The 25,949-nt window shown below is 52.3% G+C and carries 25 protein-coding genes; 12 read left to right on the forward strand and 13 right to left on the reverse strand.

The window, feature by feature from the left end; genetic code table 11:
- The 4 genes from citX (at position 1) to rna (ending at position 3,848) form a co-directional block, all read left to right on the forward strand.
- The gene (citX, locus tag ACLJXE_RS05255; protein WP_410750281.1) at positions 1 to 555 is read left to right on the forward strand and encodes a citrate lyase holo-[acyl-carrier protein] synthase; all 555 of its coding nucleotides are present in this window, start codon (positions 1 to 3) and stop codon (positions 553 to 555) included.
- Positions 524 to 1,429 carry a triphosphoribosyl-dephospho-CoA synthase CitG gene (citG, locus tag ACLJXE_RS05260; protein WP_271442587.1) on the forward strand — a complete coding sequence of 302 codons (906 nt, stop codon included), beginning with the start codon at positions 524 to 526 and terminating at the stop codon, positions 1,427 to 1,429. The genes citX and citG overlap by 32 nt, the downstream gene beginning before the upstream one ends.
- A 25-nt stretch (positions 1,430 to 1,454) precedes the next feature.
- Complete coding sequence (gene citT / locus ACLJXE_RS05265; RefSeq protein ID WP_003022114.1) at positions 1,455 to 2,918, forward strand: citrate/succinate antiporter CitT; 1,464 nt, start codon at positions 1,455 to 1,457, stop codon at positions 2,916 to 2,918.
- Between the two features lie 123 nt (positions 2,919 to 3,041).
- Positions 3,042 to 3,848, forward strand: coding sequence for a ribonuclease I (rna, locus tag ACLJXE_RS05270; protein WP_410750282.1), 807 nt, complete (start codon positions 3,042 to 3,044; stop codon positions 3,846 to 3,848).
- A gap of 41 nt (positions 3,849 to 3,889) precedes the next feature.
- On the opposite strand, the gene ACLJXE_RS05275 is transcribed toward rna, so the two are convergent.
- Together ACLJXE_RS05275 and ACLJXE_RS05280 are read right to left on the reverse strand one after the other, a co-directional pair.
- Positions 3,890 to 4,513 carry a flavin reductase family protein gene (locus ACLJXE_RS05275; RefSeq protein WP_410750283.1) on the reverse strand — a complete coding sequence of 208 codons (624 nt, stop codon included), beginning with the start codon at positions 4,511 to 4,513 and terminating at the stop codon, positions 3,890 to 3,892.
- Positions 4,514 to 4,609: 96 nt separating this feature from the next.
- Positions 4,610 to 5,440, reverse strand: coding sequence for an alpha/beta fold hydrolase (locus tag ACLJXE_RS05280; protein ID WP_286628386.1), 831 nt, complete (start codon positions 5,438 to 5,440; stop codon positions 4,610 to 4,612).
- A 273-nt stretch (positions 5,441 to 5,713) separates the two neighbouring features.
- Here ACLJXE_RS05280 and rnk point away from each other — a divergent pair, with 273 nt between their 5' ends.
- Both rnk and uspG read left to right on the forward strand, forming a co-directional pair.
- On the forward strand, positions 5,714 to 6,124 hold the full coding sequence (gene rnk, locus ACLJXE_RS05285) for a nucleoside diphosphate kinase regulator (protein ID WP_005120853.1): 411 nt from the start codon (positions 5,714 to 5,716) through the stop codon (positions 6,122 to 6,124).
- 195 nt (positions 6,125 to 6,319) lie between these two features.
- Positions 6,320 to 6,748: a universal stress protein UspG gene (gene uspG / locus ACLJXE_RS05290; protein ID WP_005120854.1), complete on the forward strand. Its 429-nt coding sequence runs from the start codon at positions 6,320 to 6,322 to the stop codon at positions 6,746 to 6,748.
- 123 nt (positions 6,749 to 6,871) lie between these two features.
- Here uspG and ahpF read toward each other — a convergent pair whose 3' ends face one another.
- The gene (gene ahpF / locus ACLJXE_RS05295) at positions 6,872 to 8,437 is read right to left on the reverse strand and encodes an alkyl hydroperoxide reductase subunit F (protein ID WP_410750284.1); all 1,566 of its coding nucleotides are present in this window, start codon (positions 8,435 to 8,437) and stop codon (positions 6,872 to 6,874) included.
- Positions 8,438 to 8,677: 240 nt separating this feature from the next.
- Positions 8,678 to 9,241 (reverse strand): alkyl hydroperoxide reductase subunit C, encoded by a 564-nt coding sequence (ahpC, locus tag ACLJXE_RS05300; RefSeq protein ID WP_002894394.1) that lies wholly within the window; start codon positions 9,239 to 9,241, stop codon positions 8,678 to 8,680.
- A gap of 374 nt (positions 9,242 to 9,615) precedes the next feature.
- On the opposite strand from ahpC, the gene dsbG reads away from it, so the two are divergent.
- From dsbG to ACLJXE_RS05320, 4 genes are all read left to right on the forward strand, one after another.
- Positions 9,616 to 10,362: a thiol:disulfide interchange protein DsbG gene (gene dsbG / locus ACLJXE_RS05305; RefSeq protein ID WP_410750285.1), complete on the forward strand. Its 747-nt coding sequence runs from the start codon at positions 9,616 to 9,618 to the stop codon at positions 10,360 to 10,362.
- Positions 10,363 to 10,565: 203 nt separating this feature from the next.
- On the forward strand, positions 10,566 to 11,468 hold the full coding sequence (gene citR, locus ACLJXE_RS05310; RefSeq protein ID WP_410750286.1) for a DNA-binding transcriptional repressor CitR: 903 nt from the start codon (positions 10,566 to 10,568) through the stop codon (positions 11,466 to 11,468).
- Between the two features lie 167 nt (positions 11,469 to 11,635).
- The gene (locus ACLJXE_RS05315; RefSeq protein WP_410750287.1) at positions 11,636 to 12,859 is read left to right on the forward strand and encodes a phosphoadenosine phosphosulfate reductase; all 1,224 of its coding nucleotides are present in this window, start codon (positions 11,636 to 11,638) and stop codon (positions 12,857 to 12,859) included.
- Positions 12,844 to 13,461 (forward strand): IbrB-like domain-containing protein, encoded by a 618-nt coding sequence (locus tag ACLJXE_RS05320; RefSeq protein ID WP_410750288.1) that lies wholly within the window; start codon positions 12,844 to 12,846, stop codon positions 13,459 to 13,461. Before ACLJXE_RS05315 ends, ACLJXE_RS05320 begins: the two co-directional genes overlap by 16 nt.
- 13 nt (positions 13,462 to 13,474) lie before the next feature.
- Here the strand turns inward: ACLJXE_RS05320 and ACLJXE_RS05325 are convergent, their stop codons facing one another.
- Positions 13,475 to 14,635 (reverse strand): pyridoxal phosphate-dependent aminotransferase, encoded by a 1,161-nt coding sequence (locus tag ACLJXE_RS05325; protein WP_410750289.1) that lies wholly within the window; start codon positions 14,633 to 14,635, stop codon positions 13,475 to 13,477.
- A gap of 132 nt (positions 14,636 to 14,767) precedes the next feature.
- Here ACLJXE_RS05325 and ACLJXE_RS05330 point away from each other — a divergent pair, with 132 nt between their 5' ends.
- Positions 14,768 to 15,856, forward strand: coding sequence for an oxidoreductase (locus ACLJXE_RS05330; RefSeq protein ID WP_410750290.1), 1,089 nt, complete (start codon positions 14,768 to 14,770; stop codon positions 15,854 to 15,856).
- A 191-nt stretch (positions 15,857 to 16,047) separates the two neighbouring features.
- Here the strand turns inward: ACLJXE_RS05330 and ACLJXE_RS05335 are convergent, their stop codons facing one another.
- From ACLJXE_RS05335 to entC, 7 genes are all read right to left on the reverse strand, one after another.
- Positions 16,048 to 16,245 (reverse strand): YbdD/YjiX family protein, encoded by a 198-nt coding sequence (locus tag ACLJXE_RS05335; protein ID WP_410750291.1) that lies wholly within the window; start codon positions 16,243 to 16,245, stop codon positions 16,048 to 16,050.
- 63 nt (positions 16,246 to 16,308) lie between these two features.
- Positions 16,309 to 18,414 (reverse strand): pyruvate/proton symporter CstA, encoded by a 2,106-nt coding sequence (gene cstA, locus ACLJXE_RS05340; RefSeq protein ID WP_286628395.1) that lies wholly within the window; start codon positions 18,412 to 18,414, stop codon positions 16,309 to 16,311.
- A gap of 184 nt (positions 18,415 to 18,598) precedes the next feature.
- On the reverse strand, positions 18,599 to 19,012 hold the full coding sequence (gene entH / locus ACLJXE_RS05345; protein WP_137384535.1) for a proofreading thioesterase EntH: 414 nt from the start codon (positions 19,010 to 19,012) through the stop codon (positions 18,599 to 18,601).
- A 2-nt stretch (positions 19,013 to 19,014) separates the two neighbouring features.
- Positions 19,015 to 19,770: a 2,3-dihydro-2,3-dihydroxybenzoate dehydrogenase EntA gene (entA, locus tag ACLJXE_RS05350; protein WP_410750292.1), complete on the reverse strand. Its 756-nt coding sequence runs from the start codon at positions 19,768 to 19,770 to the stop codon at positions 19,015 to 19,017.
- Positions 19,767 to 20,627 carry an isochorismatase gene (locus tag ACLJXE_RS05355; protein ID WP_271455034.1) on the reverse strand — a complete coding sequence of 287 codons (861 nt, stop codon included), beginning with the start codon at positions 20,625 to 20,627 and terminating at the stop codon, positions 19,767 to 19,769. The genes entA and ACLJXE_RS05355 overlap by 4 nt, the downstream gene beginning before the upstream one ends.
- A 13-nt stretch (positions 20,628 to 20,640) precedes the next feature.
- Positions 20,641 to 22,251, reverse strand: a complete 1,611-nt coding sequence (gene entE, locus ACLJXE_RS05360; protein ID WP_410750293.1) for a (2,3-dihydroxybenzoyl)adenylate synthase EntE — start codon at positions 22,249 to 22,251, stop codon at positions 20,641 to 20,643.
- A gap of 54 nt (positions 22,252 to 22,305) precedes the next feature.
- Entirely contained in the window at positions 22,306 to 23,481 is a 1,176-nt protein-coding gene (entC, locus tag ACLJXE_RS05365) for an isochorismate synthase EntC (protein ID WP_410750294.1), read from the reverse strand.
- A 188-nt stretch (positions 23,482 to 23,669) separates the two neighbouring features.
- On the opposite strand from entC, the gene fepB reads away from it, so the two are divergent.
- On the forward strand, positions 23,670 to 24,626 hold the full coding sequence (gene fepB / locus ACLJXE_RS05370) for a Fe2+-enterobactin ABC transporter substrate-binding protein (RefSeq protein ID WP_286628400.1): 957 nt from the start codon (positions 23,670 to 23,672) through the stop codon (positions 24,624 to 24,626).
- Positions 24,627 to 24,687: 61 nt separating this feature from the next.
- On the opposite strand, the gene entS is transcribed toward fepB, so the two are convergent.
- Positions 24,688 to 25,923, reverse strand: a complete 1,236-nt coding sequence (gene entS, locus ACLJXE_RS05375) for an enterobactin transporter EntS (protein WP_410750295.1) — start codon at positions 25,921 to 25,923, stop codon at positions 24,688 to 24,690.
- Between the last annotated feature and the right edge of the window lie 26 nt (positions 25,924 to 25,949).

Consider the following 25,949-nt stretch of genomic DNA (forward strand, 5'->3'; position numbering starts at 1 on the left):
ATGCACCTGCTCCCTGAACACGCCACCAGCCACGCGGTTTCCATTCCCGAGCTGCTCGCCAGCCGTGATGAGAGACAAGCGAGGCAAAATGCCTGGCTCACGCGTCATCACGCGCCACTGGTCTCTTTTACCGTGGTAGCGCCAGGCCCGATCAAAGACAGCGAATTAACCCGTCGCATCTTTAATCACGGTGTGACCGCTTTGCGTGCGCTGGCGAAACAATCATCCTGGATTGTCAGGGAGCAAACTGCGCTGGTCTCCGCCAGCGGTCCGGAAGGTCTGTTGTCCATCGAGGCGCCAGCCCACGACCTCAAGCTCGCCACTATCGAGCTTGAGCATTCACATCCGCTGGGACGGTTATGGGACATCGATGTCCTGACCCCTGAAGGAGAAATCCTGTCCCGCCGTCATTTCGCGCTTCCTGCCCGCCGCTGTCTGTTGTGCGAGCAAAGCGCTGCCGAATGTGCGCGGGGTAAAACCCACGCGCTTTCCGACTTACTCATTCAAATGGAGGCACTGCTGCATGATGCCGATTCCCGCAACATCGACGAATAACGCAGTCCTTCCACTGGATCTGCCCGACGCCTACGCCACGCTTGCCTGGCGCGCCATGCTGACTGAAGTCAACTTATCGCCCAAACCGGGTCTGGTGGATCGCATTAATAACGGCGCACATAAAGATATGGCGCTGGAAGATTTTCATCGCAGCGCAGAGGCTATCCAGGCCTGGCTGCCACGTTTTATCGAATACGGCGCATTCAGCGCGCAGTTGTCCCCCGAAGATGTACTGAAAGGACTGCGTCCGCTGGGTATGGCCTGCGAAGCCGATATGTTTCGCGCCACCGCTGGGGTGAACACCCATAAAGGCAGCATCTTTTCTCTGGGACTGCTGTGTGCCGCCATTGGCCGCCTGCACCAGCTCCAACTGACTGTTACCGCTGAAACCATTTGCTCTACGGCAGCAACCTTTTGCCGTGGCCTGACCGAGCGCGAACTGCGCCAGAACAATCAACAACTCACGGCTGGCCAACGTCTTTATCAGCAACTGGGATTAACCGGCGCACGGGGCGAGGCCGAGGCGGGATACCCGCTCGTCATTCAGCATGCCCTGCCGCACTACCGCGCACTGCTGACTCAGGGCCGCGACCCTGAACTGGCATTACTCGACACATTATTGCTGCTGATGTCTATCAATGGCGACACCAACGTGGCTTCACGTGGCGGCGCCGAGGGTCTGCGGTGGATACAACAGCAGGCCACCACATTATTGCAGCAAGGGGGAATTCGTACCCCTGCCGATCTCCATTACCTACGCCAGTTCGACCAACAGTGCATCGAACGCAACCTCAGTCCTGGAGGCTGCGCCGATCTGCTGATCGTCACCTGGTTCTTAGCTCAGATTTCGCAAGTTCATCATTATCACAATTAAAGATCCTTTCCGGAGAATCACACACATGTCTTTAGCAAAAGATAAAATTTGGAAGTTACTGGCCCCATTGGTCGTGATGGGTGTCATGTTTCTAATCCCCGTCCCTGATGGAATGCCTCCACAGGCCTGGCACTACTTTGCCGTGTTTGTGGCAATGATCGTCGGTATGATCCTCGAGCCAATCCCGGCAACAGCGATCAGCTTTATCGCCGTCACGATCTGCGTTATTGGCAGCAACTACCTGCTGTTTGATGCTTCCGAACTGGCTGATCCGGCGTTTAAAGCGGGTAAGCAAGCGCTGAAATGGGGTCTGGCAGGCTTCTCCAGCACCACCGTATGGTTGGTGTTCGGTGCATTTATTTTCGCACTGGGTTATGAAGTCACCGGTCTGGGTCGTCGTATCGCACTGTTCCTGGTGAAATTCATGGGTAAACGTACCCTGACGCTGGGCTATGCGATTGTTATTATCGACATCCTGCTGGCACCGTTTACACCGTCCAACACCGCGCGTACCGGTGGTACAGTGTTCCCGGTTATCAAAAACCTGCCGCCGCTGTTCAAATCCTTCCCTAACGATCCTTCCGCACGCCGTATCGGCGGATATCTGATGTGGATGATGGTTATCAGTACCAGCCTGAGCTCCTCTATGTTCGTTACCGGCGCTGCGCCAAACGTACTGGGTCTGGAATTCGTTAACAAAATCGCTGGAATTCAAATCAGCTGGTTGCAGTGGTTCCTCAGCTTCCTGCCAGTCGGTATTATTTTGCTGATCGTTGCGCCGTGGCTTTCTTACGTGCTGTACAAACCGGAAGTCACCCACAGTGCTGAAGTTGCAGCATGGGCCGGCGATGAACTGAAAGGCATGGGTAAACTGACCCGTAAAGAGATAACGCTGATCGGTCTGGTACTGCTCAGCCTGGGCCTGTGGGTATTTGGCGGCAAGCTGATTGACGCTACCGCAGTGGGTCTGCTGGCGGTCTCCCTGATGCTGGCTCTGCATGTTGTCCCGTGGAAAGACATTACTCGCTATAACAGCGCATGGAACACCCTGGTCAACCTTGCCACTCTGGTGGTAATGGCCAACGGTTTAACCCGCTCTGGTTTCATCGACTGGTTTGCCAACACCATGAGCACGCATCTGGAAGGTTTCTCGCCTAACGCGACAGTAATCGTTCTGGTACTGGTGTTCTACTTTGCTCACTACCTGTTTGCCAGCCTTTCTGCACACACCGCCACCATGCTGCCGGTTATTCTGGCGGTAGGTAAAGGTATCCCGGGCGTTCCAATGGAACATCTGTGTATCCTGCTGGTACTGTCCATCGGTATCATGGGCTGTCTGACTCCGTATGCAACTGGCCCTGGTGTTATCATCTATGGCTGTGGTTATGTGAAATCCAAAGACTATTGGCGTTTGGGTGCTATCTTCGGTGTCATCTACATCTCAATGCTGCTGCTGGTCGGCTGGCCAATTCTGGCAATGTGGAGCTAATCCGCGCGCTTTACACATAGTCAAAACGCATAGCTAAAATGATGCCAGTCAGCTAAACCTGACTGGCATTTTTTATGATTAAATAGATGATATTCAGAATTTATATAAGTGTCCGAATTCATCATGACATCAACATGGCGTTCTTTTTCTTTACTGGCAGCGCTTCTGCTGCCGATTTCAGTAGCCGGGGCCTCCCAACTTGAGGCCAAACAGTACGGCGATTTTGACAGCTACGTGCTGGCCCTTTCCTGGCAAACCGGTTTTTGTCAGAGTCAGCATGAGCGTAATCGTCAGGAGCCTGACGAATGCCGTTTGCAAAAGGAGACCGACAATAAAGCAGATTTTCTGACGGTTCATGGCCTGTGGCCCAGCCTGCCAAACTCAATTGCCGCACGCGGTGTAGATAATCGTCGTTGGATGCGTTTTGGCTGCGCAACACGCCCCATCCCCAACCTGCCTGAAGCTCGCGCCAGCCGTAAATGCGCCGCACCGGAAACCGGTCTGTCACTGGAAAGTGCGGCGAAGTTGAGCGCCGTCATGCCCGGTGCTGGCGGAACATCTTGTCTGGAACGTTATGAATATGCCAAACATGGTGCCTGTTTTGGTTTTGATCCCGATGCGTACTTCGACACCATGGTGCGGTTGAACAATGAGATTAAGAGTAGCGAGACGGGCAAGTTTCTGGCGGATAACTACGGTAAAACGGTTAGCCGTAGCGCATTTGACGCCGCATTCGCTAAAAACTGGGGCAAAGAGAATATCAAAGCAGTGAAGCTAAGTTGTCACGGCAACCCCGCTTATCTGACGGAGATTCAGTTTTCATTGAAAGCCGATGCCATCAACCAGCCTTTATCATCCCGTTCATTCCTGCCGCAGCCCCATCCGGGTAACTGCGGTAAACAGTTTATTATCGACAAAACGGGATACTAAACAGGGAGACCGACGCGCAAACCCGGCGTCGGTCTGACGGCTTAACGTTTTGGACGAGCATCCGGACGCACCAGATCAAAGCGATGTGATTCATCAATTGAATAATACGCACCTGGCCCACCGGCACGCAGTACCGGGTTCGCTTTCGCCGTCTGGTAGATGCCCTCTTCCAGCAGCGATTCATCAATGTGGATACCGACCACTTCACCCAATATCAGCCAGGTGTCAACAAGCGTGCCATCTGCGGTCGTCAATTGCAGGCTCTGAGATAAACGACACTCAAAATTGACGGGACTTTGTGCCACACGCGGCACATTAACTAACCGACTCTCTGCTTTGCAAAGCCCTGCGGCAAAGAACTCATCCTCGCCGTGAGGCAGACTGGCCGACGTTTCGTTCATCGCACTGGCCAACTCAAGGGTGGTCAGGTTCCAGACAAACTCACCTGTTTCGATAATGTTCTGCACGCTGTCTTTCCAGCCGCTGCTGGCAAAACCGATAATCGGCGGATGATAGTTAAAGCAGTTAAAAAAACTGTACGGTGCCAGATTATGCCGACCGTTGCTGTCACTTGACGCAATCCACCCAATAGGGCGCGGCCCAATAATGGCATTGAGCGGATCATGTGGCAGGCCGTGTCCCTGCGACGGTTGATAGAAATACATCGTTTTCTCTGGTGAAGTTAGCCTCTGCTAAGCATAAATTATGCTTCGCTCATCCCCCTGACGGAAGAGGATCAGCGTAGAACAATCCACGAACGATTACGACTGAATAAAGCCGAGTAGATCGGCGTTGATCTGATGTTTATGGGTGGTGCAAATACCGTGAGATCCTCCGGCATACACCTTCAACTGTGCATCTGGTAGGATTTCTGCCGCAACCTTACCGCAGGTTTCAAACGGGACAATCTGATCGTCATCACCATGAATCACCAGCGTCGGGATGGTCATTTTTTTGAGATCTTCACGCAAGTCTGTTTCCGAGAAAGCATGTATACAGTCGTACAGTGCTTTAATTGATCCCTGTAAGCCCTGCTCGACAAAACTTTCGCGGACAGCCTTCGATTCCTTTGTACCCGGTCGATTGTAGCCATAGAATGCGGCCGTCAACTCATAGAAAAAGGCGGCACGATCGTTCACAACGCCTTCACGAATGCTATCGAACACCTCCCTCGGTACACCATTCGGGTTAAAGTCGGTTTTAATCATGATGGGTGTTACCGCACCAATGAGTACCGCTTTTGCTACCCTCTGCGTCCCATGGCGGCCAATATAACGAGCAACTTCGCCACCGCCGGTAGAGTGCCCGACATGCACAGCATCTTTGAGATTGAGATACGCGGTAAGTTCGGCCAGATCGTCAGCATACTGATCCATATTATTGCCATCCCAGGGCTGGGCCGAACGCCCATGCCCCCGTCGGTCATGGGCTATCACACGAAATCCTTTCGACCCGAGAAACAGCATCTGATCTTCAAACGCATCTGCAGTCAGCGGCCAACCATGGCTGAACACAATGGGCTGGCCGCTTCCCCAGTCTTTGAAATGCAAATAGCTGCCATCTTTTAAGGTAAGTTTGTCGTACTGGCTCATGAGATCTCCTGTCGAGGAACACTGAGTTGTCGTGGCGCGCCCGCAGCGAACGCTTAAAAAGCATAATGCAAATTTGAGAACGATCACGTTTTTTACCTCCCCCTTCATCTGCGGCAATCTTGATGATTTGCCTGAATGTGAACTAAATCACTTCAAACCAGGGGTAAGTCTCAGTATCATCATAAAAGCTAAACCCTTGCCGCCTGACGGTGAGGGTTTTCTTTTGGGATTATTTACCTGCGCATCCGCAGTATCGACGACATGGAGTAATAAATGTCCAGACCAACTATTATCATTAACGACCTCGATGCGGAACGCATTGACCGCCTGTTGGAGCAACCTGCGTTTGCTGGTTTACCGATAGCGGACGCATTAAACGCTGAACTGGATCGCGCCCAAATGTGTTCCCCGGAAACCATGCCGCACGACGTGGTGACCATGAACAGCCGCGTGAAATTCCGCAATCTGAGCGATGGCGAAGTGCGTGTACGTACCCTGGTATATCCGGCCAATATGACTGACAGCAGTACACAGCTTTCGGTCATGGCGCCAGTCGGTGCAGCGCTTCTTGGTCTGCGCGTTGGCGATACGATCCATTGGGAATTACCGGGCGGTACATCGACCCACCTCGAAGTCATCGAGCTTGAGTACCAGCCTGAAGCTGCAGGCGACTACCTGCGCTAACTCTGTCTTATCAAAGCGACTCGCTTTATCTTACAGGGGATGCATCCGCATCCTCTTTCCGCTTCCCCCCTGCTTTCTTTCATTTGCTGCACTTCCTTTTCTCCTGTTCGCAAAACATAAATCTGTGTCGTGACTGACAGAATCATTTTTAATACTATGCTGTTATGTGTTCATGTGATGACAAGGAGAATGTTTATGTACAACACAATCATAATGCCTGTTGATGTATTCGAAATGGAACTGAGCGACAAGGCTGTTCGCCATGCAGAATTTCTGGCACAAGATAAAGGGGTGATCCATCTGCTGCATGTGCTCCCGGGTTCTGCCAGTCTGAGTCTGCACCGTTTTGCCGCTGACGTTCGTCGTTTTGAAGAGCATCTGCAACACGAAGCGGAAACCCGTCTGCAAACGATGGTCGGTCACTTCAGTATCGATCCTTCCCGTATTAAGCAGCACGTTCGCTTTGGTAGCGTGCGTGATGTGGTCAACGAGTTGGGTGAAGAGTTGAATGCAGATGTAGTGGTCATCGGTTCACGCAACCCATCAATCAGCACCCATTTGCTCGGCTCTAACGCCTCCAGCGTTGTCCGCCACGCCACCTTGCCGGTGCTGGTTGTTCGCTAATAAAAAAGAGGCTACCTTCCGGTAGCCTCTTCATTCTACAAACCGATGAAACCCCATTTGTAGGCCCGATATGCTTGTGCTATCGGGCATTTCGCTTCTTTTGCAGGTGAGTCTTACTTCTTTTTATGCTGTCGTCGTGCGAATCAAATAATCAAATGAACTCAGTGAAGCTTTCGCGCCCTCGCCAGTAGCGATGATGATCTGCTTGTACGGTACGGTTGTACAATCCCCCGCAGCAAAAACACCCTTCACGCTTGTTTCACACTTAGCATCGATAATGATTTCACCCATGCGGTTACGCTCAACGGCGCCTTCCAGCCAGTTCGTATTCGGCAACAGACCAATCTGCACAAAGATCCCCGCCAGTTCCACATTGTGGATATCACCGCTGACGCGATCGCGATATTCCAGACCGGTGACTTTACTGCCGTCGCCTTTCACTTCTGTGGTTTGTGCATTCAAAATGATATCGACGTTTTTCAGACTGCGGACTTTATTCTGCAGAACCTGATCGGCCTTCATTTCCGGGGCAAATTCCAGCAACGTCACGTGTTCAACGATACCGGCCAGATCGATAGCCGCTTCAACACCGGAGTTACCACCACCAATCACCGCGACACGCTTACCTTTAAACAGCGGGCCATCACAGTGCGGACAGTAGGTTACGCCCTTGGTGCGATATTGATCTTCACCCGGAACATTCATGTTGCGCCATTTTGCGCCGGTAGCAATGATGATGCTACGTGCTTTCAACACCGCGCCGGAAGCCGTTTCAATCTGATGCAAACCACCTTCCTGTGCTGCCGGAACCAGCTTGCTCGCACTCTGGCTATCAATCACATCAACATCGTAATCATCAACGTGTGCTTTCAGCGCGCCAGCCAGCTTCTGGCCTTCGGTTTTCGGTACAGAGATGTAGTTTTCGATATCAACGGTATCAAGAACCTGACCGCCAAAGCGTTCGCCCATCAAACCGGTGCGAATACCTTTACGTGCGGAGTACACCGCCGCGGCCGCCCCGGCAGGACCCGAACCGACGATCAGCACATCGTAAGCATCACGCTGATTCAATTCTTCCGCTGCGCGTTTTTCTGCGCCAGTATCCACTTTGGCTACGATTTCAGTCAGCGTCATACGCCCCTGGCCGAACTCTTTACCGTTCATGAATACCGCCGGAACACCCATCACGTTACGGTCGGTAATTTCGTTCTGGAATGTACCGCCATCAATCGCCGTATGCTTGATACGCGGGTTCAGCACGGACATCAGGTTCAGCGCCTGCACCACGTCCGGACAGTTGTGGCAGGACAATGAATAATAGGTTTCGAACTCAAAATCGCCGTCGAGGTCGCGGATCAGCTCCAGCAGTGACTGTGCCTCTTTCGACGGATGACCACCTGTCCACAACAGCGCCAGAACCAGAGAGGTAAACTCATGGCCCAATGGAGAGCCGGCAAAACGTGGCCCCTGGTGAGAACCCGGATTGGTGATCAGGAACGATGGCTTACGTACGGCCAGAGTATTGTCTTCTTTAAAGGTGACTTTTTCTGACAGTTCAGCAATTTCAGTCAGCAGTTCCTTAATTTCTGCCGATTTAGCGCTGTCATCCAGCGTAGCAATCAGCTCAACAGGTTTGGTCAGTTTCTCAAGATAAGCCTTGAGTTGGGTTTTCATATTTGTGTCGAGCATTATTCTTCCCTCTCTGAAAACATCATCATGCAAGCCGAATTCGTTCAGGCAGTCTGAATACGTTTGCATCATGGTGTTGGAATAAAACGGGCGCGACGCACCCGCTTAAGGATTAATTCGCAAGAATTTCGTGTTACAGGCAGGCGGCAAGCTTATGAATCCCCGGGAGCTTACATAAGTAAGTGACCGGGGTGATTAAGCGTAGCCAACGCGCCTGTAGCGCGAAAGGCGTAGCGAATTTTAGATTTTACCAACCAGGTCCAGAGACGGAGCCAGAGTCGCTTCGCCTTCTTTCCATTTAGCCGGGCAAACTTCGCCTGGGTGGGAAGCGACATACTGTGCAGCTTTAATTTTGCGCAGCAGGTCAGACGCATCACGGCCGATACCTTCAGCGGTAACTTCGATTGCCTGGATGATACCTTGCGGGTCAACAACGAATGTTGCACGGTCAGCCAGACCTTCATCTTCACGCATGTTGTCGAAGTTACGGGTCAGGGCGCCAGTCGGGTCGCCGATCATCGCATATTTGATTTTCGCGATGGTTTCAGAGCTGCTGTGCCATGCTTTATGAGTAAAGTGAGTGTCGGTAGAAACAGAGTAAACGTCCACACCCAGTTTCTGCAGTTCTTCGTAGTGGTCAGCAACGTCCCCCAGTTCGGTCGGGCATACGAAAGTAAAATCGGCCGGGTAGAAGAAGAAGACACTCCAGCGACCTTCGGTATCTTTCTCGGTGACTTCGATGAACTCACCGTTTTTGAACGCCTGGTTTTTGAAAGGTTTAATTTTGGTATTAATCAAAGACATTTGTACTTCCTCCGTGTTTTCGTTGAGGGATAAGTTAACGAAAATCATTGATAAGGGCTAATGCGTTTCCTTTATCAAATCAATAAGCGTTAACTAACAACCAACTCAACCGCATTTTGTAAACCCTGTTCTAAACGTAAAAAAGGCTCCCTTTGCAGGGAGCCTCATTACCCGAGTTACCCGCAAGTAACTTCAGTGCCAGCAGAACTGGCTATGTGTTGCGCTCTACATTACCTTAACCAAGGTCGTAACAGCGATTGGGATTACATCACCCAACTACAGAAAGGGCAATCGACAGACTGTCGATCTTACCTATGGCTGTGATAGGTTTTGCAATTTAACTCCCTTTCCTTCTGATTTTATAAGGAAAATCAATGTTTAAACGTACATTACTCTTAGCCCTGCTCCCTGCTGTCGTCCACGCTGAAGAGCTTCCTGCCCCTGTTAAAGCGATTGAGAAACAGGGCATTACAATTTTGAAACCGTTCGACGCCCCTGGAGGCATGAAAGGGTACCTGGGCAAATACCAGGACATGGGGGTCACTATTTATGTCACGCCTGATGGAAAACATGCGATCTCCGGCTACATGTATAACGAGAAAGGTGAAAACCTGAGCAATACGCTGATAGAAAAAGAAATCTATGCACCTGCCGGGCGCGAGATGTGGCAAAGAATGGAAAAAGCGTCGTGGATTCTGGACGGCAAAAAAGACGCGCCGGTTATTGTGTATGTGTTTGCCGATCCCTTCTGCCCGTATTGCAAACAATTCTGGCAACAAGCACGTCCGTGGGTTGAGTCCGGCAAAGTTCAATTACGCACGCTGTTGGTCGGCGTGATCAAGCCCGAAAGTCCGGCAACCGCTGCGGCCATTCTGGCAAGCAAGGACCCCGCTAAAACCTGGCATGACTATGAAGCCTCCGACGGCAAAATGGCGCTGACACTGCCAGCAACCCCGTCTGCCGGGCAAATGAAGACGCTGAATATCAATCAAAAGTTGATGGATGATTTGGGAGCCAATGTGACGCCTGCTATCTATTACATGAGCAAAGACAATACGTTACAGCAGGAAGTAGGGTTACCCGATAAGGATAAATTAAATATTATCATGGGTAATAAATAAAGGTAATAAAACGAGTGGTTGTTATCGTTCTCATTTCAATCACTCATCATTATTTATTTTTCTCGTAAAAAGAACGCTGGCCGTGCTACTTTAGTTTTAGTTAATTATTCATTAAGCACACAAACATAAATTTTTAGAATGATTAACGTTTAAAATATTAGTAAATCGAATTTTCAAAACCCAACCATTACACTAAGGTATGTATGGCAAACCTCTATGATCTCAAGAAATTTGATCTCAACCTGCTGGTCATTTTTGAATGTATTTATCAACATTTAAGCATCAGTAAAGCAGCTGAAACACTGTTCATTACGCCATCCGCCGTCAGCCAGTCACTACAGAGGTTACGCACTCAGTTTAATGACCCCCTGTTTATTCGTTCCGGCAAGGGAATTACTCCGACTGTGACAGGGATAAATCTTCATCACCATCTCGAAAACAATCTCAATAGTCTGGAGCAAACAATCAGCATAATGAACAGCTCTAACCTGAAAAAGAAATTTATCATTTACAGCCCACAAATTATAATTGCAACACGTGTGATGGACCTTATTCATCATCTCAGAGATGATTCCAATATCGAAATAGAGCACCATGACATATTAATGTCAGCACAAACTGCCGAAGACTTACTGGCATATCGTAAAGCTGATTTGATTATTACACTGTCGCCAATTAATAACCGGTCAGTGATATGCACACCTTTCAAATCCAGTGACAGCGTCCTGGTTTGCAGTAGCGCGCACCCCAGAATCAATGAATCCAGCTCTGTTGAACAAATACTGGAAGAGCAGTTCACTTATTTTCTCTCTGAAGATCCAGGCATTAAAGCATTCCAGTCAAAAGCGAACGCTTTCCTGACTAATCGTCGCATTGGGTTCTGTAGCAACTCGTTGGTTTCTATTGCCAATATTATTGCCAACACGGATATTATTGGTCTGATACCCGTAGAGGTTTATCACTTTTACTCTCCCACCCTTAAGCTTAAAAAAATAAATATTGATGTTAATCTCCCATCAATACAGCTCTTCTTAATGTATAACCGGGCATCTCTCAGCAATAATGGATTCGCTGAATTTATCAAAAAAATCACACATAATAATTAATGAATGGATAACATGGTACGTCATTAAATACATTAATTTTTAGCATGTAAAACAAAAAATAATAATGCAAATGAATATATATTAATACTAAACCTGCTGTAAGCTGGCGTATTTAATGACAACCATTTATTATGGCTTTAAATAATAAACTTCAATATGGATTTGAGATGTCTGTTTATAAAATCCCTCTGAATCAAAATGTTCTGGAAGCCGCACAGGAACGAATCACCTGGGCGCTTGAGACACTATCTCGAGTGTGCGTCTCCTTCTCAGGCGGTAAAGATTCAGGACTGATGTTACATCTGACAGCCATGCTGGCTCGTCAGTTACATAAGAAAATTAACGTACTATTCATCGATTGGGAGGCTCAGTTTTCTTGTACCATCGATTATGTGCAAGCATTACGTGAACAATATTCTGATGTCATTGAGCAATTTTACTGGGTGGCCGTCCCGCTAACCACGCAAAATTCCCTTTCGCAATATCAACCAGAATGGCAGTGCTGGGAACCGAATACACAGTGGGTTCGCCAACCACCAGAGGATGCGATTACCGATCCCAGTTTCTTTCATTTCTATCAACCTGGAATGACCTTCGAACAATTCGTCCGCGAGTTCGCTGACTGGTTTTCAGAAAAACGCCCCGCCGCGATGCTGGTCGGGATCCGCGCCGACGAGTCATATAACCGTTTTGTCGCTATTGCCAACTCGCATAAGCAACGCTTTTCTGATGATAAACCGTGGACTACCGCAGCCCCCGGCGGACACACCTGGTATATTTATCCAATATACGACTGGAAAACAGCCGATATCTGGACATGGTTTGCTAAAACAAAAATGCTATGCAACCCCTTGTATAACCTGATGTACCAGGCCGGAGTTCCAACACGATATATGCGCATTTGCGAACCCTTTGGCCCGGAACAACGCCAGGGGCTGTGGCTGTATCATGTTATTGAGCCACAGCGATGGGCAGCCATGTGCGCCCGGGTTAGCGGTGTTAAAAGCGGCGGGATTTACGCCGGTCATGACAACCATTTTTATGGTCATCGGAAAATATTAAAACCGGAACATTTGAGCTGGCAAGATTACGCCATGCTGCTATTAAACAGCATGCCGGAACAGACCGCAGAGCACTACCGCAACAAAATTGCCGTCTATATACAGTGGTACAAGAAAAAGGGGATCGATGAGATTCCTCAAACACAAGAAAGCGATATTGGTTCTAAAGACATTCCCTCATGGCGACGGATCTGCAAAGTCCTGCTGAACAATGACTACTGGTGTCGGGCACTCTCATTCAGCCCAACAAAATCCAAAAGCTACCAACGCTATAACGAACGTATGAAAACCAAACGCCAGGAATGGGGGATCTTATGCAACAGCGACTAACTCAGGAACTCACCGGTTTTCTTTCTGGTCTTTCAGAAGAGGAACGAATTGAAGCGATCAATGAATTCAGGATGGCAATCCATAGTGTCAGTCCTTTTCGTGAAGAACCGGTAGATTGTGTTTTATGGGTCAAAAACGAGCATCTCTCACCGAATGATTACAACCCTAATAACGTCGCACCTCCCGAGAAAAAACTGTTGCTGAAGTCCATCGAAGCGGATGGATTCACACAGCCTATTGTTGTGGTCCACTCATCAGAAGAAGAGTATGAAATCATTGATGGTTTTCATCGACATGAATTAGGCAAAAGTAAATCCTCGCTAAAATCGCGGCTCAAAGGTTATCTGCCGATCACCTGTTTACAACGCGAACGCCACGAACGCATAGCGGCAACCATCCGTCATAACCGTGCCCGCGGGCGTCATCAAATCCATGCCATGTCTGAAATCGTCCGCGAACTGTCACAATTAGGCTGGAGCGATGAAAAAATAGGTCAAGATCTCGGGATGGATAGCGACGAAGTCTTACGTCTGAAGCAAATCAACGGTCTGCAAGAATTGTTTGCCGACCGCCAATTCTCCAGAGCCTGGACGGTGAAGTAGCGAAATCACGTCACTACAGCGCAACCAGGCATTCTGCTGCTGCCAACAGCGTCGATTCTTGCTTAGCAAAACACAGGCGAATCAGCTTATGTGGGAAAGGATCGGCGCAGAAAACGGACAGTGGGATTGCCGCTACGCCGACCTCTTTAGTCAGCCATTGGCAAAATTCCACATCATTGAGATCTGAAACAGCACTGTAATCTATCAGCAAAAAGTATGTCCCTTCGCAGGGCAGTATTTCCAGCCGACTGTCACGCAACGCATTCACCAGCACATCACGTTTTTTCTGATAAAACGCGGGCAGCTCACGGTAGTGCGTCGGATCTTCCCGCAGCATATCCGCCAGCGCCAGTTGTGCCGGCGTGTTGACCGAGAAGGTTAAATACTGATGGACCTTACGTAACTCCGCGCTGATAGCCGCTGGCGCAACACAGTACCCCACTTTCCAGCCCGTCATATGATAGGTTTTGCCAAATGACGAAACGGCAACTGCACGCTCCCTTAGTTGCGGATGCGCCAGCACGCTGGCATGCCCATGCGTGGCAAAACAGATATGCTCGTAGACTTCATCGCTAACGACAAAGATTTCTCGTGTTTTAATGGCTTGCCACAGCGCTTCAAAGTCCGCTTTCTGCCAGACGGTAGCGGAGGGATTATGCGGCGTGTTGAGGATCACCAGTCGGGTACGATCGCTCAGCAACACGGTAAATTCCTGCCAGTCCACGCGAAAAGACGGCGGCTGCAGCGCAATACGTTTCACGATACCGCCAGATAGCGCCACCGCTGGGGCATAGCTGTCATAGCTCGGATCGAAACAAATCACTTCATCACCTGGACGCACTAAGGCTGTGATAGCCGCATACAGCGCTTCTGTCGCCCCCGCCGTCACCGTAACGTCACTGTCAGCGTCCGGTTTGTAGCCGTATAACTCGGCGGTTTTGTCGGCGATGGCTTCCCGCAGCGACTGCACGCCCGTCATGGGCGCATATTGGTTCGCGCCTTGCGCCACATGATACGCCAGCCGCTCTTGCAGATACTGTGGGCCATCAAAATCAGGAAACCCTTGCGACAGGTTAATCGCCTGATGCTGCTGCGCCAGGGCGCTCATTTGCGAGAATATAGTGGTGCCTAAATGGGGGAGTTTGCTTTGCACAATCAGCGAGTTATTACTCATTATTGTTATCCTGACGTGTGATGTTGTGGTTGAAGCCACTATAACACGATGCTAGTATTTGGCAATCAAGACGTTTAGACGTCTATATAAAAATAACCTGCGTGGACAGGACCGTCAAAAGGACAACACAACATGAGTCATAGAGAAATTCGCGTCGTCACCGGCCCGGCCAACTATTTTTCCCACACCGGCAGCCTGTCCAGACTGCATGATTTTTTCACCACCGACCAACTGTCGCGCGCCGTCTGGGTGTATGGCGAGCGCGCCATCGCCGCCGCTCGTCCTTATCTGCCTGATGCGTTTAATCTTGCCGGGGCGACGCATCTGCTGTTTACCGGTCATTGCAGCGAAACTGACGTTCGCCAACTGGCCAACGATGCCGGAGAAAACCGCAGCATGGTGATTGGCGTGGGCGGCGGCGCATTGCTCGACACCGCCAAAGTGCTGGCGCGCCGCCTTGGTTTGCCATTTGTGGCGATCCCAACCATTGCCGCCACCTGTGCAGCCTGGACGCCGCTCTCCGTGTGGTACAACGATGAAGGTCAGGCACTGCATTTCGAAATTTTTGATGATGCCAATTTTTTGGTGTTGGTAGAGCCGGAGATCGTGCTTAATGCGCCAGACGCGTATTTGCTGGCCGGTATTGGGGACACGCTGGCGAAATGGTACGAAGCGGTTGTGCTCGCCCCACAGCCTGAAACGTTGCCGCTGACCGTACGTCTGGGCATCAACGGCGCGCTGGCGATCCGCGATGTGCTGCTCAGCAGCAGCGAACAGGCGCTGGCCGATAAAAAACAGGGGAAACTCACTCAGGCGTTTTGCGACGTGGTGGATGCGATTATTGCCGGAGGCGGCATGGTTGGCGGTCTGGGCGAGCGTTACACCCGCGTGGCGGCGGCACACTCGGTGCATAACGGCCTGACGGTACTTCCGCAAACGGATAAATTTTTACACGGCACCAAAGTGGCGTACGGCATCCTGGTGCAAAGCGCGCTGTTGGGGCAAGATGATGTGCTGGCTCAACTCACGTCGGCTTACCAGCGTTTCAATCTCCCCACCCGGCTGGCCCAGTTAGACGTGGATATTAATAACCGTGCAGAGATCGATAAGGTGATTGCGCACACCCTGCGCCCGGTGGAGTCCATTCATGCGTTGCCGGTGAAGCTAACACCGGAAACACTGCGTGCGGCATTTGAGAAGGTAGAGACGTTTACGGTGTGATTCGGGCGTGGGTTGCCTGATGGCGGCGTCGCCTTATCATGCCTACGAGGACTCATTACAATGGCAAATGCTCACAATAATTCGAGTTGCAGGAAGGCGGCAACGCAGCGAATCCCCGGGAGCTTACATCAATAAGTGACCGGGGTGAGCGAGGAGAGCCAACACACCTGCGGCTTGAATTATAAAGAGCATTAACAGCACTTCGCGCCGCCTTTGCCCCCATAGCGCGCATCCTGGCGCTCGCGGAAAAATTCTTCATAAGTCATCGGCGCCTGGTCCGGGTGTGTAACACGCATATGCTCAACATAGTTGTCATAATCCGGCACACCAATCATCAGTCGGGCGGTTTGCCCTAAATACTTCCCAGCTTTTGAGAGTGTTTCAAACATAGTGATTCCCTGTCGTACAAACGCCCTCCCCATTAAGGAGAGGGCTTTTTCGTTAAGAGAATATTAGTGCGCGCCTTTCGCCTGCGCCACAATCTCTTCAACATTCTCGGGCATCGGTTCGTACGGTGTTTCTTTCGACGTTGGTTTGTCCTCTTTCAACGCTGCCAGCGCAGTTTTAATGGAGAACAGACCCAGTACCACCACGACCACCATGAAGAAGATGGTCAAGCCAGCATCAAGACGGTTGTTAAATACCAGTTGCGTCAGTTGCGACTGAGTGTACTGCGCCGGAATGTTACCGCTGTCGATCATCGCCTGGAACTTATTAGCGATAGCCAGGAAGCCGATTTTCGCATCCGGGCTAAACGCTTTCTGCCAGCCCGCAGTCAGCGTACAAATCAGCAGCCAGGCCGTTGGCACCAGCGCTACCCATGCGTAGCGCTGACGTTTCATCTTGAACAATACGACCGCACACAGCATCAATGCCATACCGGCCAGCATCTGGTTGGCGATACCGAACAGCGGCCACAGGGTGTTAATACCGCCTAACGGATCCACCACGCCCTGGTGCAGGAAGTAACCCCAGGCCAGTACGCACAACGCGGTTGCCAGCAGGTTCGCCGGTAGCGAGTCGGTCCGTTTCAGCCCCGGTGAGACAACACCCAGCAGATCCTGCAGCATAAAGCGCGCGGCACGGGTGCCCGCATCAACCGCCGTCAGGATGAACAGGGCTTCAAACAGAATGGCGAAGTGATACCAGAACGCCACATCCATCATGCCGCCCAGCGCACCGTGCAGAATGTAAGCCATCCCAACGGCCAGCGTCGGCGCTCCGCCTGCGCGGGAAATAATGGATTGTTCACCCACTTCATTGGCAATTTGGTGCAAGGTGTCCGGGGTAATCGCAAAGCCCCAACTGCTAACGACCTGCGCCGCAGAAGCGACCACATCCACCGTACCCGCAGGGGCCAGCACCGCCATCGGGCTGTTCATCGCAAAATAGACGCCCGGATCGATGATACATGCGGAGACCAGCGCCATAATGGCGACAAAGGACTCCATCAGCATCCCGCCGTAGCCAATAAAACAGGCCTGCCCTTCATTCGCCAACATCTTCGGTGTGGTGCCGGAAGAGATCAGCGCGTGGAAGCCAGATACTGCACCACAGGCAATGGTAATAAACAGGAATGGGAACAGGTTACCCGTCCATACCGGACCGGTACCGTCAACGAATTTGGTCAACGCAGGCATCGTCAGCGTTGGACGCATGATCAGAATACCCACCGCCAGACCAACAATGGTACCAATCTTCAGGAAGGTCGAGAGGTAATCTCGCGGTGCCAGCAGCAGCCATACCGGCAACACAGCAGCCACGAAACCGTAGCCCACCAGCATCCACGTCAACTGTACACCGGTAAAGTCAAAATACGGTGCCCAGGTCGGGCTTTCCGCAACCCAGCCGCCGGAAATAATGGCAAAAACCAGGAATACCAGACCGATGACTGACACTTCGCCAATACGCCCCGGACGCAGATAGCGCAGGTAAACCCCCATAAAGATCGCCAGCGGGATGGTGAATGCGACGGTGTAGGTTCCCCACGGGCTGTGCGTCAGTGCTTTCACGACGATCATTGCCAACACGGCAAGGATAATCACCATGATCATAAAACAGGCCACCAGCGCAATCACACCGGCGGTAGGGCCCATCTCTTCTTTCACCAGTTCGCCAAGGGAACGGCCATCGCGACGGGTAGAAACAAACAGCACCATAAAATCCTGCACCGCGCCAGCCAGTACCACCCCGGCAAGCAACCAGATCATCCCTGGCAGATAGCCCATTTGCGCCGCCAGTACCGGCCCCACTAATGGGCCAGCCCCGGCAATTGCCGCGAAATGATGGCCAAACAGTACTTTTTTATCGGTAGGAACGTAATCGAGCCCGTCGTTATGGCGCACGGCTGGCGTCATACGCGTCGGGTCAAGCGCCAGCACATTTTTCGCGATGTACAGGCCATAGAAACGGTAAGCGATAAGGTAGACACAAACCGACGCGACGACTATCCACAACGCGTTGATCTGCTCACCACGGTTTAACGCAATATAGCCGAGGGCAAATGCTCCCATTACGGAGAGCAATGTCCAGACGAGGTACTTCCCTGATTTGTTCATAGTTGTTATCCGTTGTCTGATCCAGAGAGATGTTACATTTTGTTTCTATAACATCTTTTCTGGATTTAACAACCTGACAACCATGCAAACCCGAAGTATCACTGAGTATTTACATTGCATTGTTAACTAGATCACTTCATTTACCTGTTAACCCTGCAATTTCATTTTACTTTGCCGGGTGGCTTCACCCCATCACCGCCGTACCTAAACGGCAGGTGCAGCAACGCCGCCCCTGCTCATCAAAGATGACTATCTCCCAGCTTTGATTCTGTCGCCCGAGATGTAACGGCTGGCACACGCCGCGCACTTTCCCCTGCGATACCGCGCGGTGATGTGTGGCGTTCAACTCGGTTCCCACCACGCACTGCCCGTCGCGAGTCATCAGGTAACCCGCCATTGAACCCAACGTTTCTGCCAGCGCCGCTGACGCCCCACCGTGCAGCAGACCAAACGGCTGATGCGTGCGGCTATCTACCGGCATTTCGGCTTCCAGCACATCGTCTCCCAGTCGGGTATAGACAATGTCTAAATGCGCCACCAGCGTGTTCTGGCTGGTGGCATTCAGTTCATCAAGCGTTAAATGTCGTTTCCAGATCACCGTCATGCTCCCAGTGTCGAACCGCCATCGACCACAATGTCCTGCAACGTAATATGGCTGGCCAGATCGGAGGCAAGGAATAAGATGGTGTTGGCAATTTCCTGTGGACGCGCGATTTTCCCCAACGGTATACCCAGCTTATACTGCTCGCCAAACCCACGAATACGCTGCTGTTCCGCGTCATCACTCACCCACAGCGTACGCTGCATGTCAGTGTCGGTCGATCCCGGAGAAACCACATTACAGCGTACTCCGCTACCCGCCAGCTCCAGCCCGACAGTCAGTGCAAGACTTTTCAGTGCGGCTTTTGATGCCCCATATGCACTCATACCGATTCGCGGCGTGTGCGCAGCATCGGATGCGACAGTGACAATCGCCCCGCCCTGCTGACGCCGAAACTGCGCCATGGTCTGCTGAAACAAGTTGAACGCCCCGCCAACGTTGACGGCAAACGTCTGCTGCCACTCCTCAGCACTTAACGCATCGGTAGCCCCCATGCGCAGGATCCCGGCTGCATTGACGAGTACGTCTAACCTCTCGCTCTGCGACAATACGCGTTGGCATACCTCAGCCACCTGCCCGCCGTCCGCCACGTTCAGCACTTCGGTGGTAAACGGATACACCTGTTGAGTAAAATCGCGATCGAATCCGGTGACCTTCGCCCCGGCATTAACAAACGCCAGTGCCGTGGTGTAACCAATCCCTTTTCCCGCCCCAGTAACCCAGACAGTTTTACCGGTGAAATCAAAACCGGTCATGACTTCACCTCACGGGAGAGCAGTTTCCACCAGGCGTCAATCGTCGGGTTCTTCGCCAGCATCACGAAATCAATATCGCCATGCACTTTCCGCCAACGGGCCGCCAGCGCCATCATACGTACTGAGTCCAGACCGTAATCGATCAAGTTTTCGTCATCCATTGGCTCTTCAGACTCATCGAGCAGCGGCAGAATCACGCCGCGCAGCGCATCTTTACTGTCCGGCACAGGCGTCGGCAGTAACTCCTGCGTCATCACCACGCGACCGGAACGCCCCGCCACGTATTTCAGCGACATCAGGTGTTCATCACGACTAAAATCGGCCAACGCATCAGCGACCATAAACGGCTTAATATCACGCATGAAGGCATCAGTCGCGGTGGTCATGCAGCCAATATGCGCATACACGCCGGTGATGATCAGCTGGTTACGTCCAGTGTCTCTTAGCATCTGCTCCAGCGGTGAACGATGAAACGCGCTGTAACGCCATTTAACCAGAATGGTATCCGCTTCGTCCGGTGCCAGTGCATCGACGATTTTTTGCTGTTCAGGCGAGCGCGTCAGGCCGGGTCCCCACATGTCGTTTAACAAAGCACGGTCTTCATCGCTTTGTTCTTTCGGCTGTGCAGTGTAATAGACCGGAATATTATGTGCTTTACAGTACTGACGCAGCGCGGCAATGTTAGCTACTACCTGTTCCATCATTGGGCAGTTCTCGCCCCAAAAGCCGATAAAATAGTCCTGCATGTCGTGGATTAGCAGCGCGGCGCGTTCTGGTTCAAATGCCCAGTCAACTTTATTTGCCGGAACATCAAGCGCCGTTGGCAGCGCATAAGCCTGCAGTTTAGGAATTGCCATTTCTTATTCTCCTTCAGGCCGGTGAACGTGATGCCAGCCACTGACGTAATTGTTTTTTATCCACTTTGCCGACCGGGGTCAGCGGCAATGACTCAACGCACTCGACACGGTCCGGCAATTTGAATTCCGCCACGCCCTGTTCGCGCAGAAAACGACGGACCTGTACTGCACGCAGCGGCTCTTTCACCACCAGGCAGGCGCAACTTTTCTCGCCCATCAGCTCATCGTCCATACTGACCAATGCGGCATGGATCACCATTGGGTGCCGCAACAACAGGTTTTCAATCTCTTCTGCTGCGATCTTCTCTCCGCCACGGTTGATCTGATCTTTCTCACGTCCCTGCACCGTGATGTAACCCTCCCGATCGATGGCGATCAGATCGCCAGAGCAATAGAATCCGTTAGCATCAAACGCGCTGGCGTTATGCTCAGGGCTATTGAAGTAACCCCGGAAGGTGTACGGACCACGCGTCATCAGGCGTCCGGTCTCGCCCTGTGGTAAAGGATTCCCGTCTGCATCTGCCACCCAGACCTCATCGTCAGGGCACATCGGACGCCCCTGGGTATTGATAATGCGCTCCGGGCTGTCATCCAGACGGGTATAGTTCACCAGCCCTTCCGCCATCCCGAAGACCTGCTGCAACTGGCAGCCAATCTCTGCCGGAATGCGAGCGGCAAGCGTCGCGGAAAGCCGCGCCCCACCGACCTGCAACAGTTTCAGCGACGCCAACTGCGCATTGCTGCCCCACTCCGCAATCGCCTGCAGCCACAGGCTCACCGCAGGCGGTACCAACGCCGTAACGTTTACCTGATGCTGTTCAATCAACGGAAAGCACAACGTCGCGCTCGGGTCTGCCGCCAGCACCACCGTTCCACCTGCGAGGAAAACGCCCAGCGCGCCAGGCGAACTCATGGCGTAGTTGTGCGCTGCCGGGATCGCGCACAAATAGCGGGTCTCACCGGTGAAATGGCAAATCTCGTTACTACGGCGCACGCTGTAGTAGTAATCATTGTGGGTGCGTGGAATCAGCTTTGGCGTCCCGGTCGTGCCGCCGGAAAGCTGGAAGTAAGCCACTTCATCAGCCGGTGATGGTGTAGCGATAAACGCCGTTGCAGGTTGGCGTATTGCCGTTTGCAGATTGTGTTCGCCATCATCATTGAGCAACTGAACCACGCGCACTGAATTGTGTTCGGCAACAAAGGTATTCAGAAAGTCGTCGCCACTAAATAACGCATGCTGGCGATCGGCAATCACTAACACCGGTTTGATCTGCGTTGCGTAGGCGTTGAGTTCGTTACGCTGATGGCTAAACAGTGCCAATACGGGGGCCACACCCAGTTTGAGCAGTGCAAAGAAAGTGATATACAGTTCAGCTACGTTGCCTAATTGCACCAGTGCGGTCTCGCCGGGTTTGATCCCCTGGCGACGCAGGCTACAGGCAAGATTATCCGTCGCCTGGTTTAACTGGCGGTAGCTAAGATGGCGTTCCCCGGCAATCACCGCCGTATGGTCGCTATTGGCATGGCGGGTCAGAATGTCGGTCAGCGGCAAATCCTGCCAGTAGCCTTTTTCGCGGTAGCGGCGGGCAAACTCTTCCGGCCAACGGGTGAAAGGGATACTCATTATTGCTCCTTAGAGCCTGTCGATAAGGCCTGAATAGCCTGGTAGACCAGGCTCTTAATGCAGTCCAAAAACATTCAACATGGTGGAAAGCTTGGCACCTGTTTCACGCCACTCCGCAATCGGTGACGAGGCTGGCACAATGCCGGCTCCGGCAAAGAAACGCACCTGATTGCGCAGCAGTTTCGCACAGCGAATCGTCACCACCCATTCGCCGTTGCCCTGCGAATCACACCAGCCCACAATGCCGCCAAACAGTTCGCGATCGAACGGCTCCAGTTCGGCAATCAGTTTCTGAGCAACCTGATGCGGGAAGCCACTTAGCGCCGGTGTTGGATGCAGCAGACAAGCCAGCGTCAGTGCGTTTTCCTGGGCATTGGCTTTACCTTCAAACGGGGTACCGAGATGCCAGAGCGTCGGCGTAGTAACCAGCTGCGGAGACGACGGAAGTTGCAGCTCACTGCTGCGATCGCGCAATACCGCTTTCATCGCCTGGGTTACCAGCTCGTGTTCATGGCGATCCTTCTCGGAAGCTAACAGACGGATCCCAGCCTCTCTGTCCAGAACATCGTCCGGTTGGCGACGCGCAGATCCCGCCAGCGGCAGCGAACTGAAATGGTCGCCTTCTTTGCGTAACAGCAATTCCGGGCTGGCGCCGATCAGTACACCGCCATCTTCGATGGGTACATGAAAGTTGTAGCTTGCCGGGTTTTGTGCGATCAGCCGCTCCAGCAGTGCACCACTGTCGATATTGGCGTCGGCGGTCACATCAATCAGGCGTGACAGCACCACTTTGTCGACTTCCGGGGTTGCCGTCAGCGCCGCAGCTCTGGCGACCATATCTTCGAAAAAATCCTGCTCAGGAATCGATTTACGCTCAACCACATTCAGCGACTGATGGGCAGTAAAGTAACGCGCTGATTGCTGCTTTGCCGTGCGTGAGAAGCGTTGCCATGATTCAGGAATAAATAGCGATGAGGGCTGGCGGGTATCAAAGGGTATGGCCCCTACCATAATGGGGTTTGTGATGCCCTGCGATTTGGCCTGCGCAAACAGCGCGTGCATTTTCTGTTGGAAGGGGCTGTCTGGTGAATCACCATCAATTGCCGGTTCCGCATAGCGGGCAAAGCATCCTGACGTCGTAAAACTACGATACGGCGACATAAAGAAAAAACTGTCGGGAGCGAGAGTTGCCATAGTCTGCGTTTTTTCCTCGGCCAGTGACGTGTCCATATCATCCTCCATAAAATGATAAAGGCTTTAATAATGATTATCATTTATATTTTCGGTCGCTAACCTAAAAGCAAAGCGTCGGTATGTCAACTCTTGTGGTAACACAATGTGCGACTTAGGCTTGCATCCCTGACGCGTAACAATGAAAATGAGAAGCATTAACTACATTGATAACAGGAAGCTTATTTGTGAGATTTTCCGCGTTTTACCGCACTGCGCTGTTACTGGTTGGACTCGTTATTTCAGGAATTTCTTTAAGCCATGCCGCCGACTGGCCGCGTCAGGTTACTGACAGCCGCGGCACGCACACGCTGGAACATAAACCACTGCGCATTGTCTCCACCAGCGTGACCCTCACCGGTTCTCTGCTGGCGATCGATGCCCCGGTCATCGCCAGCGGTGCCACTACGCCGAACAATCGCATCGGCGATGCGCAGGGCTTTTTACGCCAGTGGAGCGACGTCGCCAAAGAACGCAAACTGAGCCGTTTGTATATTGGCGAGCCGAGCGCCGAAGCCGTTGCCGCACAAATGCCGGACCTGATTCTGGTCAGCGCCACCGGGGGCGATTCCGCGCTTGCGCTGTACGATCAACTGTCCACCATAGCCCCTACGCTTATCATTAATTACGACGATAAAAGCTGGCAGTCACTGCTGACACAATTAGGTGAAATCACCGGACAGGAGCAACAGGCAGCGGCGCGTATTGCTGAGTTTGATAAGCAACTGCTCGCGGTAAAGCAACGTATCACCCTGCCGCCTCAGCCGGTCAGCGCGCTGGTGTATACTGCCGCCGCGCACAGCGCCAACCTGTGGACGCCGGAGTCCGCGCAAGGCAAGCTGATGGAACAGCTCGGTTTCACGCTGGCACCGCTACCTGCCGGACTACATACCAGCCAGAGCCAGGGTAAACGTCACGATATTATCCAGCTTGGTGGTGAGAATCTGGCGGCCGGTCTGAACGGTGAAGCGCTGTTCCTGTTTGCAGGCGACAGCAAAGATGCCGATGCGATTTACGCTAATCCACTGCTGGCGCATCTGCCTGCCGTACAAAACAAACGCGTTTATGCGCTGGGCACGGAAACCTTCCGTCTGGATTACTACAGCGCTACACTACTGCTGCAACGTCTGTCAGCGCTCTTTTAATGGCTTTCGCCGGATACGGCTAATGCCTAATCCGGCTTACATACCGTAGAGCACAACGCTATCAGGCATTCACAGGTATCTGTCGGAAACGACGAAGCTCGCTCAGCAACAGCAGCAGCAACAGACCGACAATCACCAACCCAAACCCACTGACGCTTGCCGAGGCCGCAGGCGTCATCATCACCCCCAGCCCCCCTAACAGCGCCGCGCCAATCGCATCACCGGTTACGTTCTGCGCGGTCCACAAACCGTTAATTCGCCCGAGCATCGCTTCCGGCGTCTGCGTCTGTAACAGGGTGTATTGCAACAAAGAACTGACCGCGCTCAGCCAGCCGAACAGCGCCAGACACATAACGCCCAGCTCCCAGACCGGCATCAAGCCGAACAGACCGATAGCCAGGAAAGAGGCCACGGTTGATGCCAGCATAATCAGACCTGGACGCACGCTGTGTGCCAGTTGCCCGCTGGTTAAAGCTCCCACCGCCGCGCCAAGAGGAATGGCCGCATACAGCAGGCCAATTTGCGCACTCGACATCTGCCAGTTAATTGCCAGTGCCGGATACAGCACGCGCACAGCGCTCGCCATGGTCAACAGGCCGCCAAGCAGTGCAATACCGCCAATCAGCGGGCTGGCGAACAGAAAACGGAACGCCGCCACCAGTGATGTCAACGGATTCTCGCGCGGCTGCGGCGGAGGCGGCAACGCGGGAAGGCTCAGCAATGGGAGCAAGGTAATGAATGTACCCGCCGCAGCCAGGCCGTAGTTCCAGGCCACGCCCCCGGTCGCCAGCAGCACCCCACCAAGCATTGGCGAAATCACCGAACCCAGACGCACCGTCAGCATGGTAATCGCCCCGGCCTGCATCAGATTTTCACGCCCGACCAGCGCAGGTGTCGCTGCCAGCAGCGCGGTAACACCCAGCGAGGCAAAAAAGCCATCCCATAAGCCAAGAACATAGATAGCCAGCAACGACGGTTCGGGCAGCAGCGCGTTCAGGCACAGGCCAATAAAACCGATACCACAGGTTCCGCGGGCCAGCAGGATCACCTTTTTGCGCTCATAGCGATCGGCCAGTACACCGCCAACCATCAGACCAATAAACATGGCGCTCCCGGTCAGCGTAACCGACAAACCCACCTGCCAGGTCGACTGGGTCATCATCTGGATCTGTACCGGGACCGCAACCCCCAATAGTCCCAGAGAGACAATGGAAATAAAACGGGCGAGGAAAACAGCGCGAAATGCAGGATGGGTCTTTAACAGGCTGAGATTAAGCAGCCAGGATTGTCGATTCATTACAGAGCCTTACCAGGTACTTTTTC

Source organism: Citrobacter sp. U14242, from assembly GCF_046555775.1.
In the GTDB taxonomy this organism is placed as follows: Bacteria; Pseudomonadota; Gammaproteobacteria; order Enterobacterales; family Enterobacteriaceae; genus Citrobacter.